Annotated in this window: 14 protein-coding genes and 1 pseudogene; all 15 read right to left on the reverse strand. The window is 45.4% G+C overall.

Annotated features, from left to right (window positions below; genetic code table 11):
- Positions 1-46: 46 nt before the first annotated feature.
- Complete coding sequence (locus tag OC443_RS25075; protein WP_262021643.1) at positions 47-1126, reverse strand: IS3 family transposase; 1080 nt, start codon at positions 1124-1126, stop codon at positions 47-49.
- Complete coding sequence (locus OC443_RS25080) at positions 1123-1524, reverse strand: transposase (protein ID WP_143169414.1); 402 nt, start codon at positions 1522-1524, stop codon at positions 1123-1125. The genes OC443_RS25075 and OC443_RS25080 overlap by 4 nt, the downstream gene beginning before the upstream one ends.
- Before the next feature lie 222 nt (positions 1525-1746).
- A complete protein-coding gene (locus tag OC443_RS25085) occupies positions 1747-2205 on the reverse strand; it encodes an SMI1/KNR4 family protein (protein WP_073586585.1) in 459 nt (152 codons plus the stop codon).
- Between the two features lie 24 nt (positions 2206-2229).
- Entirely contained in the window at positions 2230-2421 is a 192-nt protein-coding gene (locus tag OC443_RS25090) for an HNH endonuclease (RefSeq protein ID WP_073586586.1), read from the reverse strand.
- 122 nt (positions 2422-2543) lie between these two features.
- On the reverse strand, positions 2544-2984 hold the full coding sequence (locus OC443_RS25095; RefSeq protein ID WP_073586587.1) for a GTP pyrophosphokinase: 441 nt from the start codon (positions 2982-2984) through the stop codon (positions 2544-2546).
- Complete coding sequence (locus OC443_RS26480) at positions 2968-3039, reverse strand: hypothetical protein (RefSeq protein ID WP_442478209.1); 72 nt, start codon at positions 3037-3039, stop codon at positions 2968-2970. Before OC443_RS26480 ends, OC443_RS25095 begins: the two co-directional genes overlap by 17 nt.
- Positions 3040-3051: 12 nt before the next feature.
- Positions 3052-3315 carry a hypothetical protein gene (locus tag OC443_RS25100; RefSeq protein ID WP_073586588.1) on the reverse strand — a complete coding sequence of 88 codons (264 nt, stop codon included), beginning with the start codon at positions 3313-3315 and terminating at the stop codon, positions 3052-3054.
- A gap of 1 nt (position 3316) precedes the next feature.
- Positions 3317-4150, reverse strand: a complete 834-nt coding sequence (locus OC443_RS25105) for an ADP-ribosylglycohydrolase family protein (protein ID WP_073586589.1) — start codon at positions 4148-4150, stop codon at positions 3317-3319.
- Positions 4151-4158: 8 nt separating this feature from the next.
- On the reverse strand, positions 4159-4833 hold the full coding sequence (locus OC443_RS25110) for a hypothetical protein (RefSeq protein WP_143169472.1): 675 nt from the start codon (positions 4831-4833) through the stop codon (positions 4159-4161).
- A gap of 815 nt (positions 4834-5648) precedes the next feature.
- Positions 5649-5945 (reverse strand): annotated as a pseudogene (locus tag OC443_RS26335) (PAAR domain-containing protein); the annotation flags it as partial.
- A 5-nt stretch (positions 5946-5950) separates the two neighbouring features.
- Positions 5951-8017: a type VI secretion system tip protein TssI/VgrG gene (gene tssI, locus OC443_RS25120; RefSeq protein WP_073586591.1), complete on the reverse strand. Its 2067-nt coding sequence runs from the start codon at positions 8015-8017 to the stop codon at positions 5951-5953.
- Positions 8018-8223: 206 nt separating this feature from the next.
- Positions 8224-8742, reverse strand: coding sequence for an Hcp family type VI secretion system effector (locus OC443_RS25125; RefSeq protein WP_073586592.1), 519 nt, complete (start codon positions 8740-8742; stop codon positions 8224-8226).
- A gap of 360 nt (positions 8743-9102) precedes the next feature.
- Positions 9103-12780: an AAA family ATPase gene (locus OC443_RS25130; RefSeq protein ID WP_073586593.1), complete on the reverse strand. Its 3678-nt coding sequence runs from the start codon at positions 12778-12780 to the stop codon at positions 9103-9105.
- 50 nt (positions 12781-12830) lie between these two features.
- Positions 12831-14060, reverse strand: coding sequence for an exonuclease SbcCD subunit D C-terminal domain-containing protein (locus tag OC443_RS25135; RefSeq protein ID WP_073586594.1), 1230 nt, complete (start codon positions 14058-14060; stop codon positions 12831-12833).
- Between the two features lie 286 nt (positions 14061-14346).
- On the reverse strand, positions 14347-15267 hold the full coding sequence (locus OC443_RS25140) for a LysR family transcriptional regulator (protein ID WP_073586595.1): 921 nt from the start codon (positions 15265-15267) through the stop codon (positions 14347-14349).
- Between the last annotated feature and the right edge of the window lie 60 nt (positions 15268-15327).

The following is a 15327-nucleotide window of genomic DNA, read 5'->3' on the forward strand; positions in this document are numbered from 1 at the left end:
AAATCCCCGGAACGTGTCAACCTGTTTTGCACCACCCGGAAAATAATTAAATTGCATTTCTCGTGACGCTGGATAAGGTTGGGAAATTCACACCTTTTTCTATCACTTCACTATCAGCATCTTCCGGTACCGGATTAATACTCACTTCTTTGGCTGGCATCGCGACTTTGGGGGCACCTTTAGCAAAACGCTCCGGGTGTGCAGCATAAGCGGCATCAAGACCCGCCTGACGTGTCACTGCCTCCTCTGTATATCTTCCTGTAAAAACATGCTCCGGTGTAAAGCCACCTAACTGGCTGTGATAATGACAGGTGTTGTACCATGTTACATAGTCCTGACACCAACGATTCGCATGCCCATAATCTTCAAAACGACGGGGATAATCTGGTTGATATTTGAGTGTTTTAAATTGTGATTCACTAAATGGGTTGTCATTACTGACCCGCGGACGACTGTGGCTGGCGGTGACTGCAAGCTCAGACAGCAAATCCAGATAACAATGGGCAGTCATCGGCGCGCCTCTGTCCTGATGAAGGGTTAAACCGCTTGATTCAAGGTCATAACGGGTGATTGCTTCTTCCATTAGCTGGGATGCTAACGCACTGTTTTCCTTGCGCGATAGCATCCAGGCAACAATGTAACGGCTAAATAAATCCATCACGACATAAAGTGATAAATATTCTCCCCGCTTTTGAGTGGGTAATTTGGTGATATCCCAGGTCCAGACCTGATTGGGATGTTGAGCCACCAGACGGGGAACCATGTGAGACTGCGCTGGCCGCTGTGCCCGGCGTTCACCATGAAGATTATCTTCACGTAAGAGCCGGTGCATGGTGCTGACTGAGCACAGATATTGCCCTTGCTGCAACAGGTCATAATAAATCTGCACCGGCGGTTGGTTACAATAAGTTTCACTGAGCATCACCGATTTCACTGTTTCTCTTTCTGTATCGCTTAATGCTCTGGGCTGGCGCGCGTGTTTCCGGGAGCGGTGAATCCGGGGCAAAGGGCCACAAAACTGAACACCCCGGATATAACGTCTTAATGTATTGCGGTTGACGTTAAGCACCTGGCAGGCGAGCCTTTGGGAGACAAATGCAGGTAAGGGATGTTGCGCCAGCGTCATGATTTGTTCTCTTGTTCCATCGCTTCTATCAACGCCAAGGCTTTTTTTTGGAGCGAGAGACAACCGTCTTTTACCTCAATCTGATGACGAAGACGGGCGTTCTCTTTCTCTAAGAGCTCAATGCGTTTTTGCTCGGGAGTTTTTGCTGACGCAGGACCGGGGGCTGATTTTTCGAGCCCTTTGATGCCGTTCTCAGCGAATTCTTTCCGCCATTGTGAAAGCTGATTTGAGTAAAGCTTTTCCCGCCGGAGTAAGGCACCAACCTCGCCATGTTTACAGGCATCGGCCTGTTGTATAATGGAAAGCTTGTATTCGGTCGTAAAGATACGGCGGGTTTTCTTTTCCAGCTCCGGAGAGGGATTGACCTGCGGCTCAACCGTTGTGTTCTTTGGCATCATGAACTCCTTTTTCACCCTGATTTGTATGTTATCTCAAAAGCGGGTGGTTCAATAGCAGGTTGACACACAGGGTCCCAACCAGGCAAATAAAGCAAGATTTTTTTCACTTTGATAAGTATTTTAAAACATAAAAAACCCAATAATTGATATCCAACTATTGGGCGCTTCACTATTTCTTTACTATGAATAAAATTAGATTTTAATCAAAATAATTTTCTTATTTTAACTAAGAGAATCAATCAGTTCAGATAAACTATCAGTTACAAACAGAATAGCATCTTCATCATCAGGATCTTCTTCTACATCAACAAAAACAACAGGAGGGTTTTCTGTACAATTTCTGTAATCATAAGCAAAAAAGCATCCACTACCACCAGTACCAGCAATAGGTATGATATTTTCGTATACGTCAGACCATTTTTCCCACTTTTTAATCACACTATATAGTTCCTGCGCTTCAGTAGCATCTTTCATCACATGAAATAGAGGGCCAAAAACTGATGATGCTAATTTGCCAGATTCAATTGTCTCTGGGGTTGGCATTTTACCTTGATGGTCTAATATCAGGTTTTTATAATCTTCTGGTAAAGATACTTTTAAAGCTGATTCCAGGTATAACAAATCTTGTTGTGTTGCATCGCCAACCGATGGATCAATATATTCTTCCCATACAATACTCATATTTCTACCTATTAATTTATCAGATTATTTAGTTTTCTTTTTCTTCTTATAACCACCACCCCATATAGACATTCCACAGGTATGAGGAACAAATGCTTCATGCTCTTTATGATCGACAAGTTGCATTCTTCCGGTATCCTGATGGTGATGCCACGTCACACCTGAAGGTGGAGATTTTGATGCAGGATCTTTAAGAAAATAAGTAACTATACCCAAACAACCTGAAGATGCAGGGTTCAGTGAGATTTATCCAGCCTTGAGACAAGGCAATCAAGTGACCGCCATAATCAATCTCATATAAATATATCTCGACCTGATGTTACATAATAGAATAAAAATTATTTTTGAAATTGATTATTTAATCTGCCAAGTGCCTGATGGTACTTATATATCCGTTTCAGATCTTTTTCCTGAAGTTTATTTAATCTTGTAACATTAAGATTATCTTTTATATCTTCAATCTTTATAATACATGCCAGTTTGTTTGTTAAGATTCTATCAATAAAATCATCATAGCTTTCAGCCTGTTTTCTGGACAAACAATCTAAGGCCTCTGTGATCTCATCTGAAAAGCCGCAGCATTTTATTTCACTGAGACTCATGTCGGAATCCTCAATCACGTCATGTAATACAGCTACAATTCTCTCTTTTTCACTGTCGAACTGAAACATCACACGAAGAGGATGCAAAACATAAGGCTGCCCAGCCTTGTCAATTTGACCACTATGCGCTTGGGTCGCAATTTGGATGGCTAGATCCAAGCTATTCTTCTTTCCCATTAATATACTCATCTTTAGTTATTTCATCACCAAACAGTAGTGCATCATAAAAAATTCATGTTTCTATCTATGGAAATTCAGCCAATAATTCTTCCAGCCATGCAAATAGATCTTCTTGTGAATCAAAATCTTCTTTAGTTAGTTGCTCGTATTCATCGGGAGACATTGATTGATTATCAATCACTTCACGTAACTGATTTTTGACAAGTTCGGCATCATATGGAAAACCTCTGCCACTTATAATAGATTCTCTGATGAACTGTGGGTCGTAACATTCTACATCACAATACTTGACCAGCACTGTATGCAATGGTTCTTTAATTTTTACCATTTCAATAAACAGAATATAGTTTATTATCTAACGCCTGAAGGTAATGAACACCATAAGAAGATTCATCCAAAGCATTGATCATATTGACAGGTAGTGATTGATCATATTCTTCAAAACATGTTGCAAGTCCGGCCGCAATAGAAGCAACACTATCAGTATCTCCTCCCAGAGAAACACACTGAATAATCAGATCTGACAGGTTATCATTAGAAATCAGACAGCTAAATGCGGCACTCACCGTATCATAAGCTTTTACACTGACCTCAGTACACCAGTTAAAATCCCAGTCAGAGACCCCATAGTTTTCCAGAAAACATTTCAGATCTGAAACTTTACCGTGCTGGTGAATTCCGAAATGACCAGCTAATGCAACAGCACAAGCTGATTGTATTGCAATATCAGTGTTATGAGTGATGGAAGCCTGCATGCTGGCTTTAGAGATTAACTCACCTGTGTCTTTGATAACACTCAGAGGTACAGAACGCATAGCTGCGCCATTTCTGTTGCTGGTATTGATGATTTTTTCTAAAAATTCCTGACCGCTGTGTATCCCGGTAAGAAAGCTATGGAACCCTTTGGCATAACCCAGTCGTGGATCCCGTTTAAAACATGCTACAAATTTGTCTGCAATAAGAGCCTTGGTCCAGTGAGGTGCTTCCACAATCAACTCAGCAATCGCAACAGACATTTGAGTATCATCGGTATATTTGGCAGATATGCCATACAGCTCATGAGACAGATAATGAGAAAAATCATTATGCTGATTTATTTTATCCCTGGAGGAAAATTCAAACCCGGCACCGTATGCATCCGCAACTGCTATTTCTGTTAACATCGTTTTGTTTAACCTAATTTATACCCTGTTCTTTTTTCAAATGCTTCTGTCAGTTTTAGATGGTTAACTTGTTCAATCTGCGCCAGCTTTTCCAAACAATCAGGCAAAATATCTAAGATATCAGGGTCGATTTTCTTCATATTTTCAACCAAATTGGCATCAAAAGCATCATCTTCTTCACACCCTGATTCACCGACCTGATGCCTGAAACGGTACATTTTTTCAACCCAGTAGTTTATTTTTTCATCCACACTAAAAGTTTGGTATTTAACAGGAAAATTTAACTTTTCCAGCTTCTGGACAATAAGTTTTTTTGAGTCTGGCTTATATGCACTATAGAAAGCTCTTGATTCTTCAGCTATTTTTAAACCAGAATTTTCAGAAATCATATTAAAACATTCATACAAAACATTTGTATCAGGTTCAAAGTCATATTTTACAATGACTTTAACCGCCATATCTGACAGGCTAAATTCTTCAGAATCCAGTAATCGTTTTTTTCTTTCATTTAATGATAAAAAACGATTTTCTGATGGTAAAAACTCAAGTTCATCCCGTCTTTCTACATGATCATTAATCACCCAGATAATAATATTTTCAGAATCAATAAGTTGGTATGCCAACAAGAACTTATCTTCAACAATTTGTGATTTTAGATTTGCCGGTAAATCAATATATTTCATTAAAATCATTACATTTCTACCAATTCAATCGTTCCATTAGAATCTGTGTTTACAACCGTAAAGTTATTACCCGGAGGAATAACATTTTCGCAAGAATAAGATGGTTTGCCCACTTTATCATGAAAATGTACACCAAAAGCTAAATCTGAGATATCCTTTGCACTATCAGTATGAATCACTAAATTTCTTGCACCTCCATATGCATCCTCTTCGTTTGGTGCAGTGGACCAAAAACTTGATTTTACGCTATTACCAAGCTTATATTTTGAATCAAATTTGGATTCATCCTCAGAACTGTTCAGTCGAATACCCCGAAATTGGGTTGAGGGTGCATCTGGCATTTTATTCATTCCAGACTTAACTAATTCTGCTAATTCATTCGCTTCCGGGCTACCACCATTATCAAGGGTTGCATTTAAATCCCGGTAGAAAAGCTTGGTTGTATATCCAAATACAGCATGCGCTTCATCCGAACTCAGACCATGAGTCTTAACTGCATTTTCAATAAGAGGTTCGTAGTCAACACCTATCTCTTTCATCCCCTCATAAAAACTTTGAACCTGCTCAACCGATTGATTATTAAATTTCGCAACTTTTTTTACATACTCAGGTGCTGAAGACAAAGCTCCAGAGCTCTCTAAGTCAACCCCAGGCGCCTCCCCCTTCGCCTTCTTCGTCAGCGCTTCCGGAATAAACGGCGGACACGTCCAGACCGCATCGGCCGCTTCTGCAAGCGGGGTGATTTTCAGATAAGTGGCTTTTTCCTGTGCGCTGTCTTTGCCGCAATCAAATGTCTCACCTTTATAAGGCGTATCGCCGATAAATACATCGCCTGAACCAGCGGCGACTGAGCCGCCGCAGTTGATGGCATCGCCGACCCGTGCTGCGGGTTTACCGTTGATAGACACATTCGATGAACCGGCATTGATGGCGCGCCCGTGAACCCCGTGTGGCACCTGAGGGCAGGGACACGCATGCAGCAGCACCGTGTCTCCCTTACGTGCTGCCGGCTTGCCGTTAATTGAAACGTCCGGACTGCCTGCCACAATCGGTGTTGCAGGGAAACAGCCATGCCCGGAGCAACTGTCTCCTAATCTTCCTGCTTTTGGCATAACGGCTACATCCTCGTGTCGGGAGCCTCAGGCTCCTGCGGCTTATCCGTTTCATCCGGTTTGACCATCTTCGGCGCAGTCCCTTTACCCGGAGAACCACCTTCGTTGATTTTCACTTTCGAGCCGGAAATCGTCACACCGCCGCTGTCAATTTTAACAAAACCACCCGGTCCTTTGATCGTCAGTTCGGTTCCGGCTTCCAGCACAATATTTTTAGCTTTGACATAACTTTCATTGCTGACGGAAATCCGCTGGTTTGCACCGATTTCTTTCTCTTCTGCGGCGGTAATTTGTGTAACGACACTGCCTTCAACTTTGGTGATAATCCCGCCGGAAATAAACCGGCTCAGCTTACCGATAATTCGCTGAACCACGTTCCGGCCAACTTTCACATGGTGATCCTGCCCGAACTCTTCCACCACGTTTTTACCCACCATACGATTCACATTCTCGGTGATCATCTGATACCAGTGGCGGCCAATACGGTGGTGGCTGTCTACGCCAACCGACTCCCGGCGGATGTTTTCCGTAACGATATCCTGATCTTTCTGCGCATGAATATAAATCTGCTCAATGCTGGATTGATCTTCAAAGCGGATTTCATTCGACCCTTCGCCCTGATGCGTCTGCGTTTTAAACACGGTCCGGGTTTTATGGTTCGGTAACAAATATGGTGAAACATTAGTTGCGTGATAAGTCCGGCCGGTGACAATCGGCTGGTCCGGATCCCCGTTGAGGAAGGAAACAATCACTTCGTGGCCGATTCTCGGAATCGCGATAAATCCGTACTGACTTCCCGCCCAGCCCTGAGACACACGCACCCAACAGGAGCTTTTCTCGTTCTGGCTGCTTTCCCGATCCCACGGGAAATGGAGCTTAACCCGGCCATGTTCATCACAATAGATTTCTTCGCCGGACGGACCGACAACCGTAGCAATGCAAGGGCCATCGACCAGCGGCTTCGGTTGTGGATGCGCCTGCCAGACTTTATCACCGGGGATCAGAAGAAAACTGTTTGAATACGTGGTTGCTCCATTGCTGCCACCTTCTTCCAGTGACTGAGGCTGTGTGCCGGTATGACTGGCTTCAACCACCAGCCAGCACCGGTTCATGGCCGGGTCCGCTTTGTGATCTTTCAAATCAAACCGTTTACCGCCCTGAATTTTTGCTTCATCACTTTGACCAGTAACGGTATGGGCAGCTCTTCTTAAATAATCCAGACGGATTTGGGTAAATGCTTTGCCATTCCCGTCATCTTTATAGCGACCCGGATAATCAAAATGCTCATAGGTTTGTTTCTGATAATCCAGCTCTTTGCCATCCAGCTTCTGAGAGAAATTGTAAGACGGTTTTTTGAAGCTGTAATCACGCAACTCAATGGAGCTGACTTCTGACTGTTTGGTCTCATTCAGCGAAGAAATGAATGGCTCTTCTGATGCACCACCCGATAACGCGTTATACGGAATCTTGTCGCCCAGTTTCGGGAACCCTTCCGGATTATCTGTCACCACCAGCGTGTGTTTGCTGTCTTCATGAGTGAAGGTATACATCAACCCTTCTTCGGCGGCCATCCGGTGGAAAAACGCCAGATCGGTTTCCCGGTACTGCACGCAGAATTCACGCTCAGAAAGCGTCCGCTTAACGGAAAATGCATAATCGTTGATTCCCATCTCATCCAGCAATGTTGACAAAATTGTCTTCACATCTTTTTGCTGGAAGATTCTGCTGTTCTGGCGAAGGGATAAACGTTCAAGAGAAGGGACTAAAGTCAGAGAATAAAAGGTGTGGTGGTGGCCGGTATCGCCTTTGGAAAAATTGCGGATAATACCGTGGACTTTTTGCACCACTTCCCCGCTGCGAATCACTTCGAGCAGCGCTTTGCTGTCAACCATCTGTTTTGCAGTCAACCCACTGTTCCGGCTGGCAAGTTCAATCTGATAACGATAACCGAAAACCGGCTGTCCCTGTGCATCTGTGGAATCTGAAACGGACTCATGTCCCTGATACTGCCGCACCACCAATGTGTCGTCGTTTACACCATCGACGGTCAGACGAAAGTTTAAAGTTCTCATGTTGTACGCCTGCGTTGTTAATTGAATACCGTGTTAGTTGAATACCGTGTGAGTTCAATTTTTTGCTTGTTGAACACCGGAGATTAGTCTGGAAATAGGGAAATAAAGAATTGTTGCTGAACACAAATCAGATGACTGAATCTGAAGGATTGCTTCAGATAAAGAAATCATCGCCCGCAGAGGCAGGCGATGAAAGAAGAAGCTGATTAAGCTTCGATTGGCTTACGCCAGTCATCAGCACCAGAAGTACCACAGTTGTTGTGATCCCAGGTGATTTTACGGTAAGTCAGAGAAACCGTAACGTTCTGAGTGTAGTCAGAATCAGCTGGGTTTTGACAGTGTGGCATTGCACAATCGATATCAACGATTGTTGCGTTTTCCAGTGTTGTCGTGAAGAAGTTTTCTTGCTTACCTTCGATAGAAGTACGGTACCATTTCAGAGTCACTGAAGGCAGTTTTTCACCAGAAGTTAATGCGTTATATAGCAGAGGAACTGCTTTGTTCAGGTTCACAGTGAACTTGAATGGTTTGTGAACACGTTGACCAGCTGGCTGACCAGACTGAGGATCAGTTGGGACAGTCACGATGTGATCGAAACGTTGAACCAGCATCTCATCTTCGTGACCTTCAACATATGCGTCACCGATAGAATCTGCAGTACATGCACCTGACGTAATTGAACCCTGAGTTTCGCCTTCAATCGCGATATAACATGGAGTTGGCATTCTGTAATTCCTTACTCTTTTTATATAAATCTGATTAATAAATTATTGTAAACGCATTGCGTTACAGTCACTTAAAGAGCAATGGATGTGCCAACTATGCGTTTCTTTAAAAAACAGTAAGTTGAATTTAGAGGATTAATAATACAGGCAAGATCTTGCTCAGAGGCGAGCAAAAAGTTGCCCGGCGAGCAAGATCTTGCCCGGGATATTTATGGCACAGATCACACATCACTCCAATTCTGTTTCTCTGGGCCTGTAAAAATAATGACCTTTTTTACGCACTGAATCACATCATAAATGTGCTGAGTGCACATTGAGCAACCGGATACGCTCCGATTTACACCGTAAATCCACCGGGTCTTATGCCTGATGGCTGCATCCGGCGCCGGAGATAGTACTTGTCCCGCCGTTTCCCGGAGACACAATAATCCGGGTCGATATTCTGTCTTGCAGTGCTGCAATATGAGAAATAACCCCGATTAGTTTTCCTTCCTGCTGTAAACCTGCCAGCGTTTCAAGTGCGATATCCAGCGCATCTTCATCGAGTGTACCGAACCCTTCATCAAGAAACAGTGAATCGACCCGGACGTTATGACTGGCCATACCGGACAACCCTAATGCCAGTGCCAGACTGACAATAAAGCTTTCACCACCAGACAGGTTCTTCGCTGACCGCACTTCACCAGCCTGATAATTGTCAATAACACTCAGTTCCAGCGGACGCAGCGGGTCATGAATCAGCAGGTAACGATCGGTCATTTTCTGTAATTGCAGATTGGCATGACCGATCATCATTTCAAACGTCAGTCCCTGCGCAAAGTTACGGAATTTCTTACCATCCGCAGAACCAATGAGTTCATGTAATGTTTCCCAGCGGTCACATTCCCGCTGCTGCCCCTCAATGGCGGTAATTTGAGTTTGCTGCTGCTGCCTGAGTTTTTCATTATCCTGCAACTGCTGCCGGATTGCGCCAATTTCCTGCTGGAGTTGCTGTTGCTGACCGGCTAAAAATGCCTCGGTTTCTTTGAGTGTTTCCAGCGGTTCATCCGTTAACTGTTTCTTCTCTTCGCTCACCAGCAGCTGTCCTTTCTCATGCAACAGCGTTTTCAAACGGGTTTGCTGCTCTGCCAGTGCCTGCGATTTTTGTTTAAGCGCCTGACGCTCTTCCCCGGACAGGCAGGCAGACAAGTAATCTGCCTCATTATCAAACTGCCAGTGACTGAGTTGTGTGATAAATTCCTGCTGCATGTTCTCCAGCTCTGTTTGCTGAGTCTCCTGCGTACGTTTCAGATCGCTGATCTTCTGCTGTAGCTGGTTAAGTGCCTGTCCTGCCAGTGAAGACGACTGACGTTTTTCTTCAAGCAACTTTTCTGCGGTATCTGTCACCTGATGAAGTCGCATTTCCTCTGCATCTGCATCTTTATCTCCAAACAACTCAACGCGTTGCCGGCACAATGCTGTCAAAACGCTTTCCATCCCGGTCAGCTTGTCTTTTTGTACGGACAGTCCGGCTTCAGCATCACGGATTTGCTCACCATGATGCTGAAGCCCGATTTCAAGACCCGCGATGTCCTGCAAAAGAGCGGTATGTCGCTGGTGTCGCTCATGCCATTGCCGGCTTCGGTCTGTCAATGCTGTATCAATGGCAGGCAGTTTTTCCGGCGTCACCTGAGTGATGCCAAAAACCTCAAGCTCACTTTGTAACCGGGTCAGCTCTTGTTGCTGTTGCTCCTGTAACGTTTCAGCTTCCTGCTTCAGGCGTTTCTGTTCCTCTGCCAGTACCGTTTTCTTCAGGTACAACGCCTGCACTGCCTGAGTCAGATTCAGCTCTGTATTTTTTGCCGTTTCAAGCAGTTGCCGTAAATTCATCAGCGCCAGTTCAGCTTCCTCTGCCTGTGACAGTGTTAACCGGACAGACGCCAGTTGCTGCTGAACCATTTGCAGGTGTTGCTCAAGCTGGTGCGACAAATGTTCCTCCGGAGCGGCTTCAATGCAAAGTTCCCTGCAATACCGGGTCAGCTGCTGCCGGCTCTCCTGAATCACGGCCTTATATTCTGTTTCTCTGACAGAGAGTTGTTCCCGTTCCTTGTTAATGCCGGCCAGCAGAATCAACTGATCGGACACGTTTTTGCGGACGTCAGCCAACTCCAGTCTGAGCTGTTCAAGTTGCTGCTGCGTTTCATCGGCAATGGGAGTATTTCCCTGTGCATAAGGATGTGTTTCGGAGCCACACAACGGACAGGGCTCTCCGTCACGCAGTTGTTGCCGGGCCTGCTCCAAATCTTCAATCCGGCGAATCAGGGTGAGTTGTGTCTCCAGATAACCCGTCTCTTTCTCCAGTTGTTCTTGATGCGTCTGGCTGGTTTTCAGTGCAGCTTCTGTCCCGGAGATTTGCTGCACCAACAACGCATCACGCTGTGCCTGCGCCGCAAGATTCTGTTCTGCCTGAGATAAAGTTTCAGCAGCTTTGATTGCAGATTCGCTATCGCTCAAAGCCTGAATCAGATCCGTATGATAATGACGCCACTCAGACAGCGTTTTCTCCCCGAGGCAGGCATTCAGCGCTGTTTGCTTCTCAGCCACGAGCTGTTCATCCTGCTGCCGTTTTTTCCCGGCGTATTCCTGCTGTTCACATGCCTGTAACCACTGTTGTTCATGCATGGTTAATGTTGAAGTGGTTTGTTCAACCGCCTGGTGTTTGGTGTGAACTTGTTCCGTCAGGCCATGTATTTGCCGGAAACGGCTGCGTAACCCGGTCAGCTCTGTGGTCAGCTTTTCATCCGCTCTGCCCGTATCCAACTGAAAGCTCAGCGCCTCTGCTTCTGCTTTTTTTTGTTGCAGTAAAGTTGTGTCCCGCTGCTGATTTTTCTGAAGTTCAGCAATGGTTTGACGATGTGCTTTCAGTGCCTGACGTAACTCTTCGACCGGCACTGATTTCGTAGTGATTTGAACATCCAGTTCACGCACTGATCGAAGCACTTTTTGTTGTGACTGCTGTTCCGCCCTTGCGGCGACATAACGCTCTTCCGCTGTTGCAAGGGCTTTCCCGGCCTGCTGCATGGCAGTGGTGCAGTCCGGTAGTTGTGCATGGCGGGCGTTCAGTTGTTCATGGCTGGCTTGCAGGGACAGACGCTTTGTTTTGAGCTCTGTATAGGGCGCCGACAGTTCGATCGCCCGCAGCGCTGTATCCAGTTTTTTCTGCTGCGGGAGAAAGGCTTCTGTTTCCTGTTGTAACTGTCCTTGTTCAGTTTCGAGTTGCTGTAATTCCTGGCGCAGCAGTGCCTGTCCTTCTAACCACTGTATCGCCAGCAGCTTTTGCTGCTTCTGTTTTCCGCACGATTCGTCCTGTTCTGTTTTTTCTTTCAGATCATTCGTTAATTGCATCTCTGCATCAGATGAGAGTATCGGCATACCAGCCAGCCCGGACTGAAGCTGTTCCAGCCTTTTGTGCTGTTCTGTCCGGTATTCGTGAACCCGCACGGAAATCTGGCTGTAAATACCGGTTCCGGTGATCTGTTCCAAAATCGGTGCCCGTTCATCAGGAGCAGCCTGAAGGAATGCAGCAAACCCGCCCTGAGCCAGTAACATGGAACGGGTAAAACGGTCAAAGTCCATGCCGGTCAGTTTTTCGATCTGCTCCGCAACTAACTTGAGTTTTGATTCCAGCAAAATATTACTTTTCGCATCGGCGATCTCATGTTTGGGAGCCTGCAAATCTCCGTCGGACTTCTTTCTTGCCCGGTGCTGACTCCAGTGACAGCGATACTGCCCGGACTGTGTTTCAAACGTAACTTCAGCAAAACATTCGCCACACTGGCGGGACATGATCTCATTCATCCCTTTCGTCACCCGGCTGAGTCTGGGCGTCCGGCCGTAAAGTGCCAGACAAATGGCGTCAAGAATCGTCGTTTTCCCGGCACCGGTCGGGCCGGTAATCGCAAACAGACCATCAGCAGTAAAAGCGGGATGGGTAAAGTCAATCAACCACTCTCCGGCGAGTGAATTTAAATTTTTAAAGCGTAACTGAAGAATTCTCATGCCTGTCCCGGTTATATTGTTACGGTAATCGTTTATTGTCCTTGCTGTCACTACTCAGCCTGAAGGTCATCCTCATCCAAAGAGGACAGAATTTCCTGATAAGCAGTCATCAGTTCCTGCTGTTGTTCCACTGGCACATCATGCGCTGTCAGACAACGCTCAAACACCTCTTTGGTATTGAGGTCATCCAGCGTTTCCTTTACCTGTGTCTGTCCCAGTATCTGCTCACGAATACGGGGATTTTTTACCCTGAGAATATTGAGGCCGCTCTCTTCGGTCATTTGGTTCAGCTTCGTGTTCAAGTCCGGAATCACTTCACTTCCCGTATAAGAGATTTCCAGCCAGACATCTTCCTGATGTTCCTTTAGTGTTTCAATCCGGGCGGTAATGAAAGGCAAATCACCTTTGAGTTGTTCCAGCTTCTGAAAAACGGGGACAGACACCGTATCGATTTGAACTTTTCCGGCATTCATCTCAATCAGACAAACGACTTTCTGCTGCCGTGCTTCACCAAACCCCATAGGCAGCGGAGAACCTGAATAACGAATATGAGCGTGTCCGCCGACCAGTTGCGGTACATGCAGATGGCCGAGTGCTACATAGTCAAACACATCAGGAAATACCGATGCACTGATGTGTGCCAGAGAACCAACATACAATTCCCGCACACCATCACCGTCGGCTGTCTGACCTCCGGCTGCGAACAGATGACCGGTCCCAATCACCGGAATTTCAGCCTTCAGTGCTATTCTTTGCTGCTGTGCTACTGTGGCAACATCAGCATAATGCTGCCGAATCCCGGAAAGTAATTTCTGCTCTTTGTCTTCAATGGTCTCCCCGGCTTCCACGGTACGGATATCGCGATCCCGCAGATAAGGAACCGCACATACAATCAGCATCGGGCTGTTCTGCTCATCCTTCAGGACGATGACTTCATCTGCCGGGTCATCGCTCACCGCACCAACGACATGCACATTCAGTACTTCCAGCAAAGCTTTTGGAGCATTCAGAAACGATGGAGAATCATGATTTCCAGCAACGACCACGACATGGTGACAATCAGATGCCGCAACTTTGCACAGGAACTGGTAATAAAGGGTTTGAGCTCGGTTATTCGGTGTGCTGGTATCAAAGATATCTCCGGCGACAATCAACACGTCAACCTGCTGCTGTTCAATTGTTTCTGTTAACCAGTCAAGAAAAGCCTGAAATTCTTCGTAACGTTTCCGGCCATATAATGCCCGCCCAAGATGCCAGTCTGAGGTGTGTAAGATTTTCATTAAAGTGTCTGTCCCGGTAAATAGTAAAGAGAACAGTCAATGATAAACTGTCCGCCATAATAAACTGTCTGTCCTGAGAAACTGTCTGTCCTGATAAGCTCGCGGTCGGGTAAATCAAAGCGCAAACGTCAGACTTTCCACGTTTTAAGCGCCTGTCCTTTTAAGACGTTCTTTTAAGAATGTACTGAAGCTTAATGTGCCTGTCCCCGTAAGCTCTTGTCCCCGTAGGCTAAGTAAGCTCAAGTGCCTGTCCCTGCAAAATTACCCCTGCTCAACCGCATTTAAATCAACCAAACAATGACCGGTAATATTGCGCACAGGTTTCAAACAATCCCTGAGAAAAGTTTTGCAGGCGGTGATTTTTATGCCAGATAATCACCAGCTCATGGTGTTCCGGCCGTTCACCAAAGGAGAGAGGCACCACTTCATCTTTGTAGCCGGTCACATGAATGGCAGTGTCTAATGTCACCGTCACACCATAGTGATTGGATACACTGAGCAATGCCAGCTCAGACGTCGGTACCTGAATATCCATTGTTGGTGATATTTTCTCTTTGTCGAACAGAATATCCGTCAGGCGTCTCATTTCCTGATCCTGGAATAAAGCGACAAAGTGCTCGTCTTTAAAGGCCTGAATATCAACCCAGGGATAACGAAATCCTTCTTTCAGGACTGCGGTCTGAATCAGTGGATGGTCTTTAGGTACACCAAGTACAACTTCTGCAAAAGCCAGATGTTCATACATAAAATTATCAGAACGGTTTTTCACTGTTGTGACCGCAAAATCGAGCTGATTTTCTTCCAGCATTTTGATGATCTGAGACGTCGCGTGAGCCTTAAGTACAATATCAATCCCCGGATATTGTGCTTTAAACTGAGGGATGATGTCTGCAATCACAACTTTCGACATCATCAGCTGAAAGCCAAAATAAATGATGCCACTGCGACACGCTGCAATACTTTTCAGCTCCTCATCCATTTTATTCTGCATTTGTGAAATTTTCTTTGCCCACTGAACATAACGCTGTCCGGCATAAGTAAGCACAAACTTCTTTCCGACCCTTTCAAACAGGTCAACACCTAATTCTTTCTCTTTTGAAATGATATATTTGCTCAGTGCAGAAGATGTGATTTCCAGTGCTGCGGCAGCTTTGTTTAAATTTCCAAGTTCCGCAACTTCAATAATATAGTTCAGACTTTTAGCCATGTTTGCTTGTCTCTGACGATCACAGATAATTTGCGTATGCTATCAAAGTCCCACAACATT

The sequence above is a fragment of the Vibrio quintilis genome (genome assembly GCF_024529975.1).
GTDB classification, from domain to species: Bacteria; Pseudomonadota; Gammaproteobacteria; order Enterobacterales; family Vibrionaceae; genus Vibrio; species Vibrio quintilis.

Excerpts from the sequence above, each read along its gene's own strand:
- OC443_RS25085 (WP_073586585.1), bottom strand. The coding sequence starts at position 2,205 with ATGAGTATTGTATGGGAAGAATATATTGATCCATCGGTTGGCGATGCA.
- OC443_RS25075 (WP_262021643.1), bottom strand. The coding sequence starts at position 1,126 with ATGACGCTGGCGCAACATCCCTTACCTGCATTTGTCTCCCAAAGGCTC.
- OC443_RS25125 (WP_073586592.1), bottom strand. The coding sequence starts at position 8,742 with ATGCCAACTCCATGTTATATCGCGATTGAAGGCGAAACTCAGGGTTCA.
- OC443_RS25100 (WP_073586588.1), bottom strand. The coding sequence starts at position 3,315 with ATGGTAAAAATTAAAGAACCATTGCATACAGTGCTGGTCAAGTATTGT.
- OC443_RS25135 (WP_073586594.1), bottom strand. The coding sequence starts at position 14,060 with ATGAAAATCTTACACACCTCAGACTGGCATCTTGGGCGGGCATTATAT.
- tssI (WP_073586591.1), bottom strand. The coding sequence starts at position 8,017 with ATGAGAACTTTAAACTTTCGTCTGACCGTCGATGGTGTAAACGACGAC.
- OC443_RS25140 (WP_073586595.1), bottom strand. The coding sequence starts at position 15,267 with ATGGCTAAAAGTCTGAACTATATTATTGAAGTTGCGGAACTTGGAAAT.
- OC443_RS25130 (WP_073586593.1), bottom strand. The coding sequence starts at position 12,780 with ATGAGAATTCTTCAGTTACGCTTTAAAAATTTAAATTCACTCGCCGGA.
- OC443_RS25105 (WP_073586589.1), bottom strand. The coding sequence starts at position 4,150 with ATGTTAACAGAAATAGCAGTTGCGGATGCATACGGTGCCGGGTTTGAA.
- OC443_RS25080 (WP_143169414.1), bottom strand. The coding sequence starts at position 1,524 with ATGATGCCAAAGAACACAACGGTTGAGCCGCAGGTCAATCCCTCTCCG.
- OC443_RS25095 (WP_073586587.1), bottom strand. The coding sequence starts at position 2,984 with ATGGGAAAGAAGAATAGCTTGGATCTAGCCATCCAAATTGCGACCCAA.
- OC443_RS25110 (WP_143169472.1), bottom strand. The coding sequence starts at position 4,833 with ATGAAATATATTGATTTACCGGCAAATCTAAAATCACAAATTGTTGAA.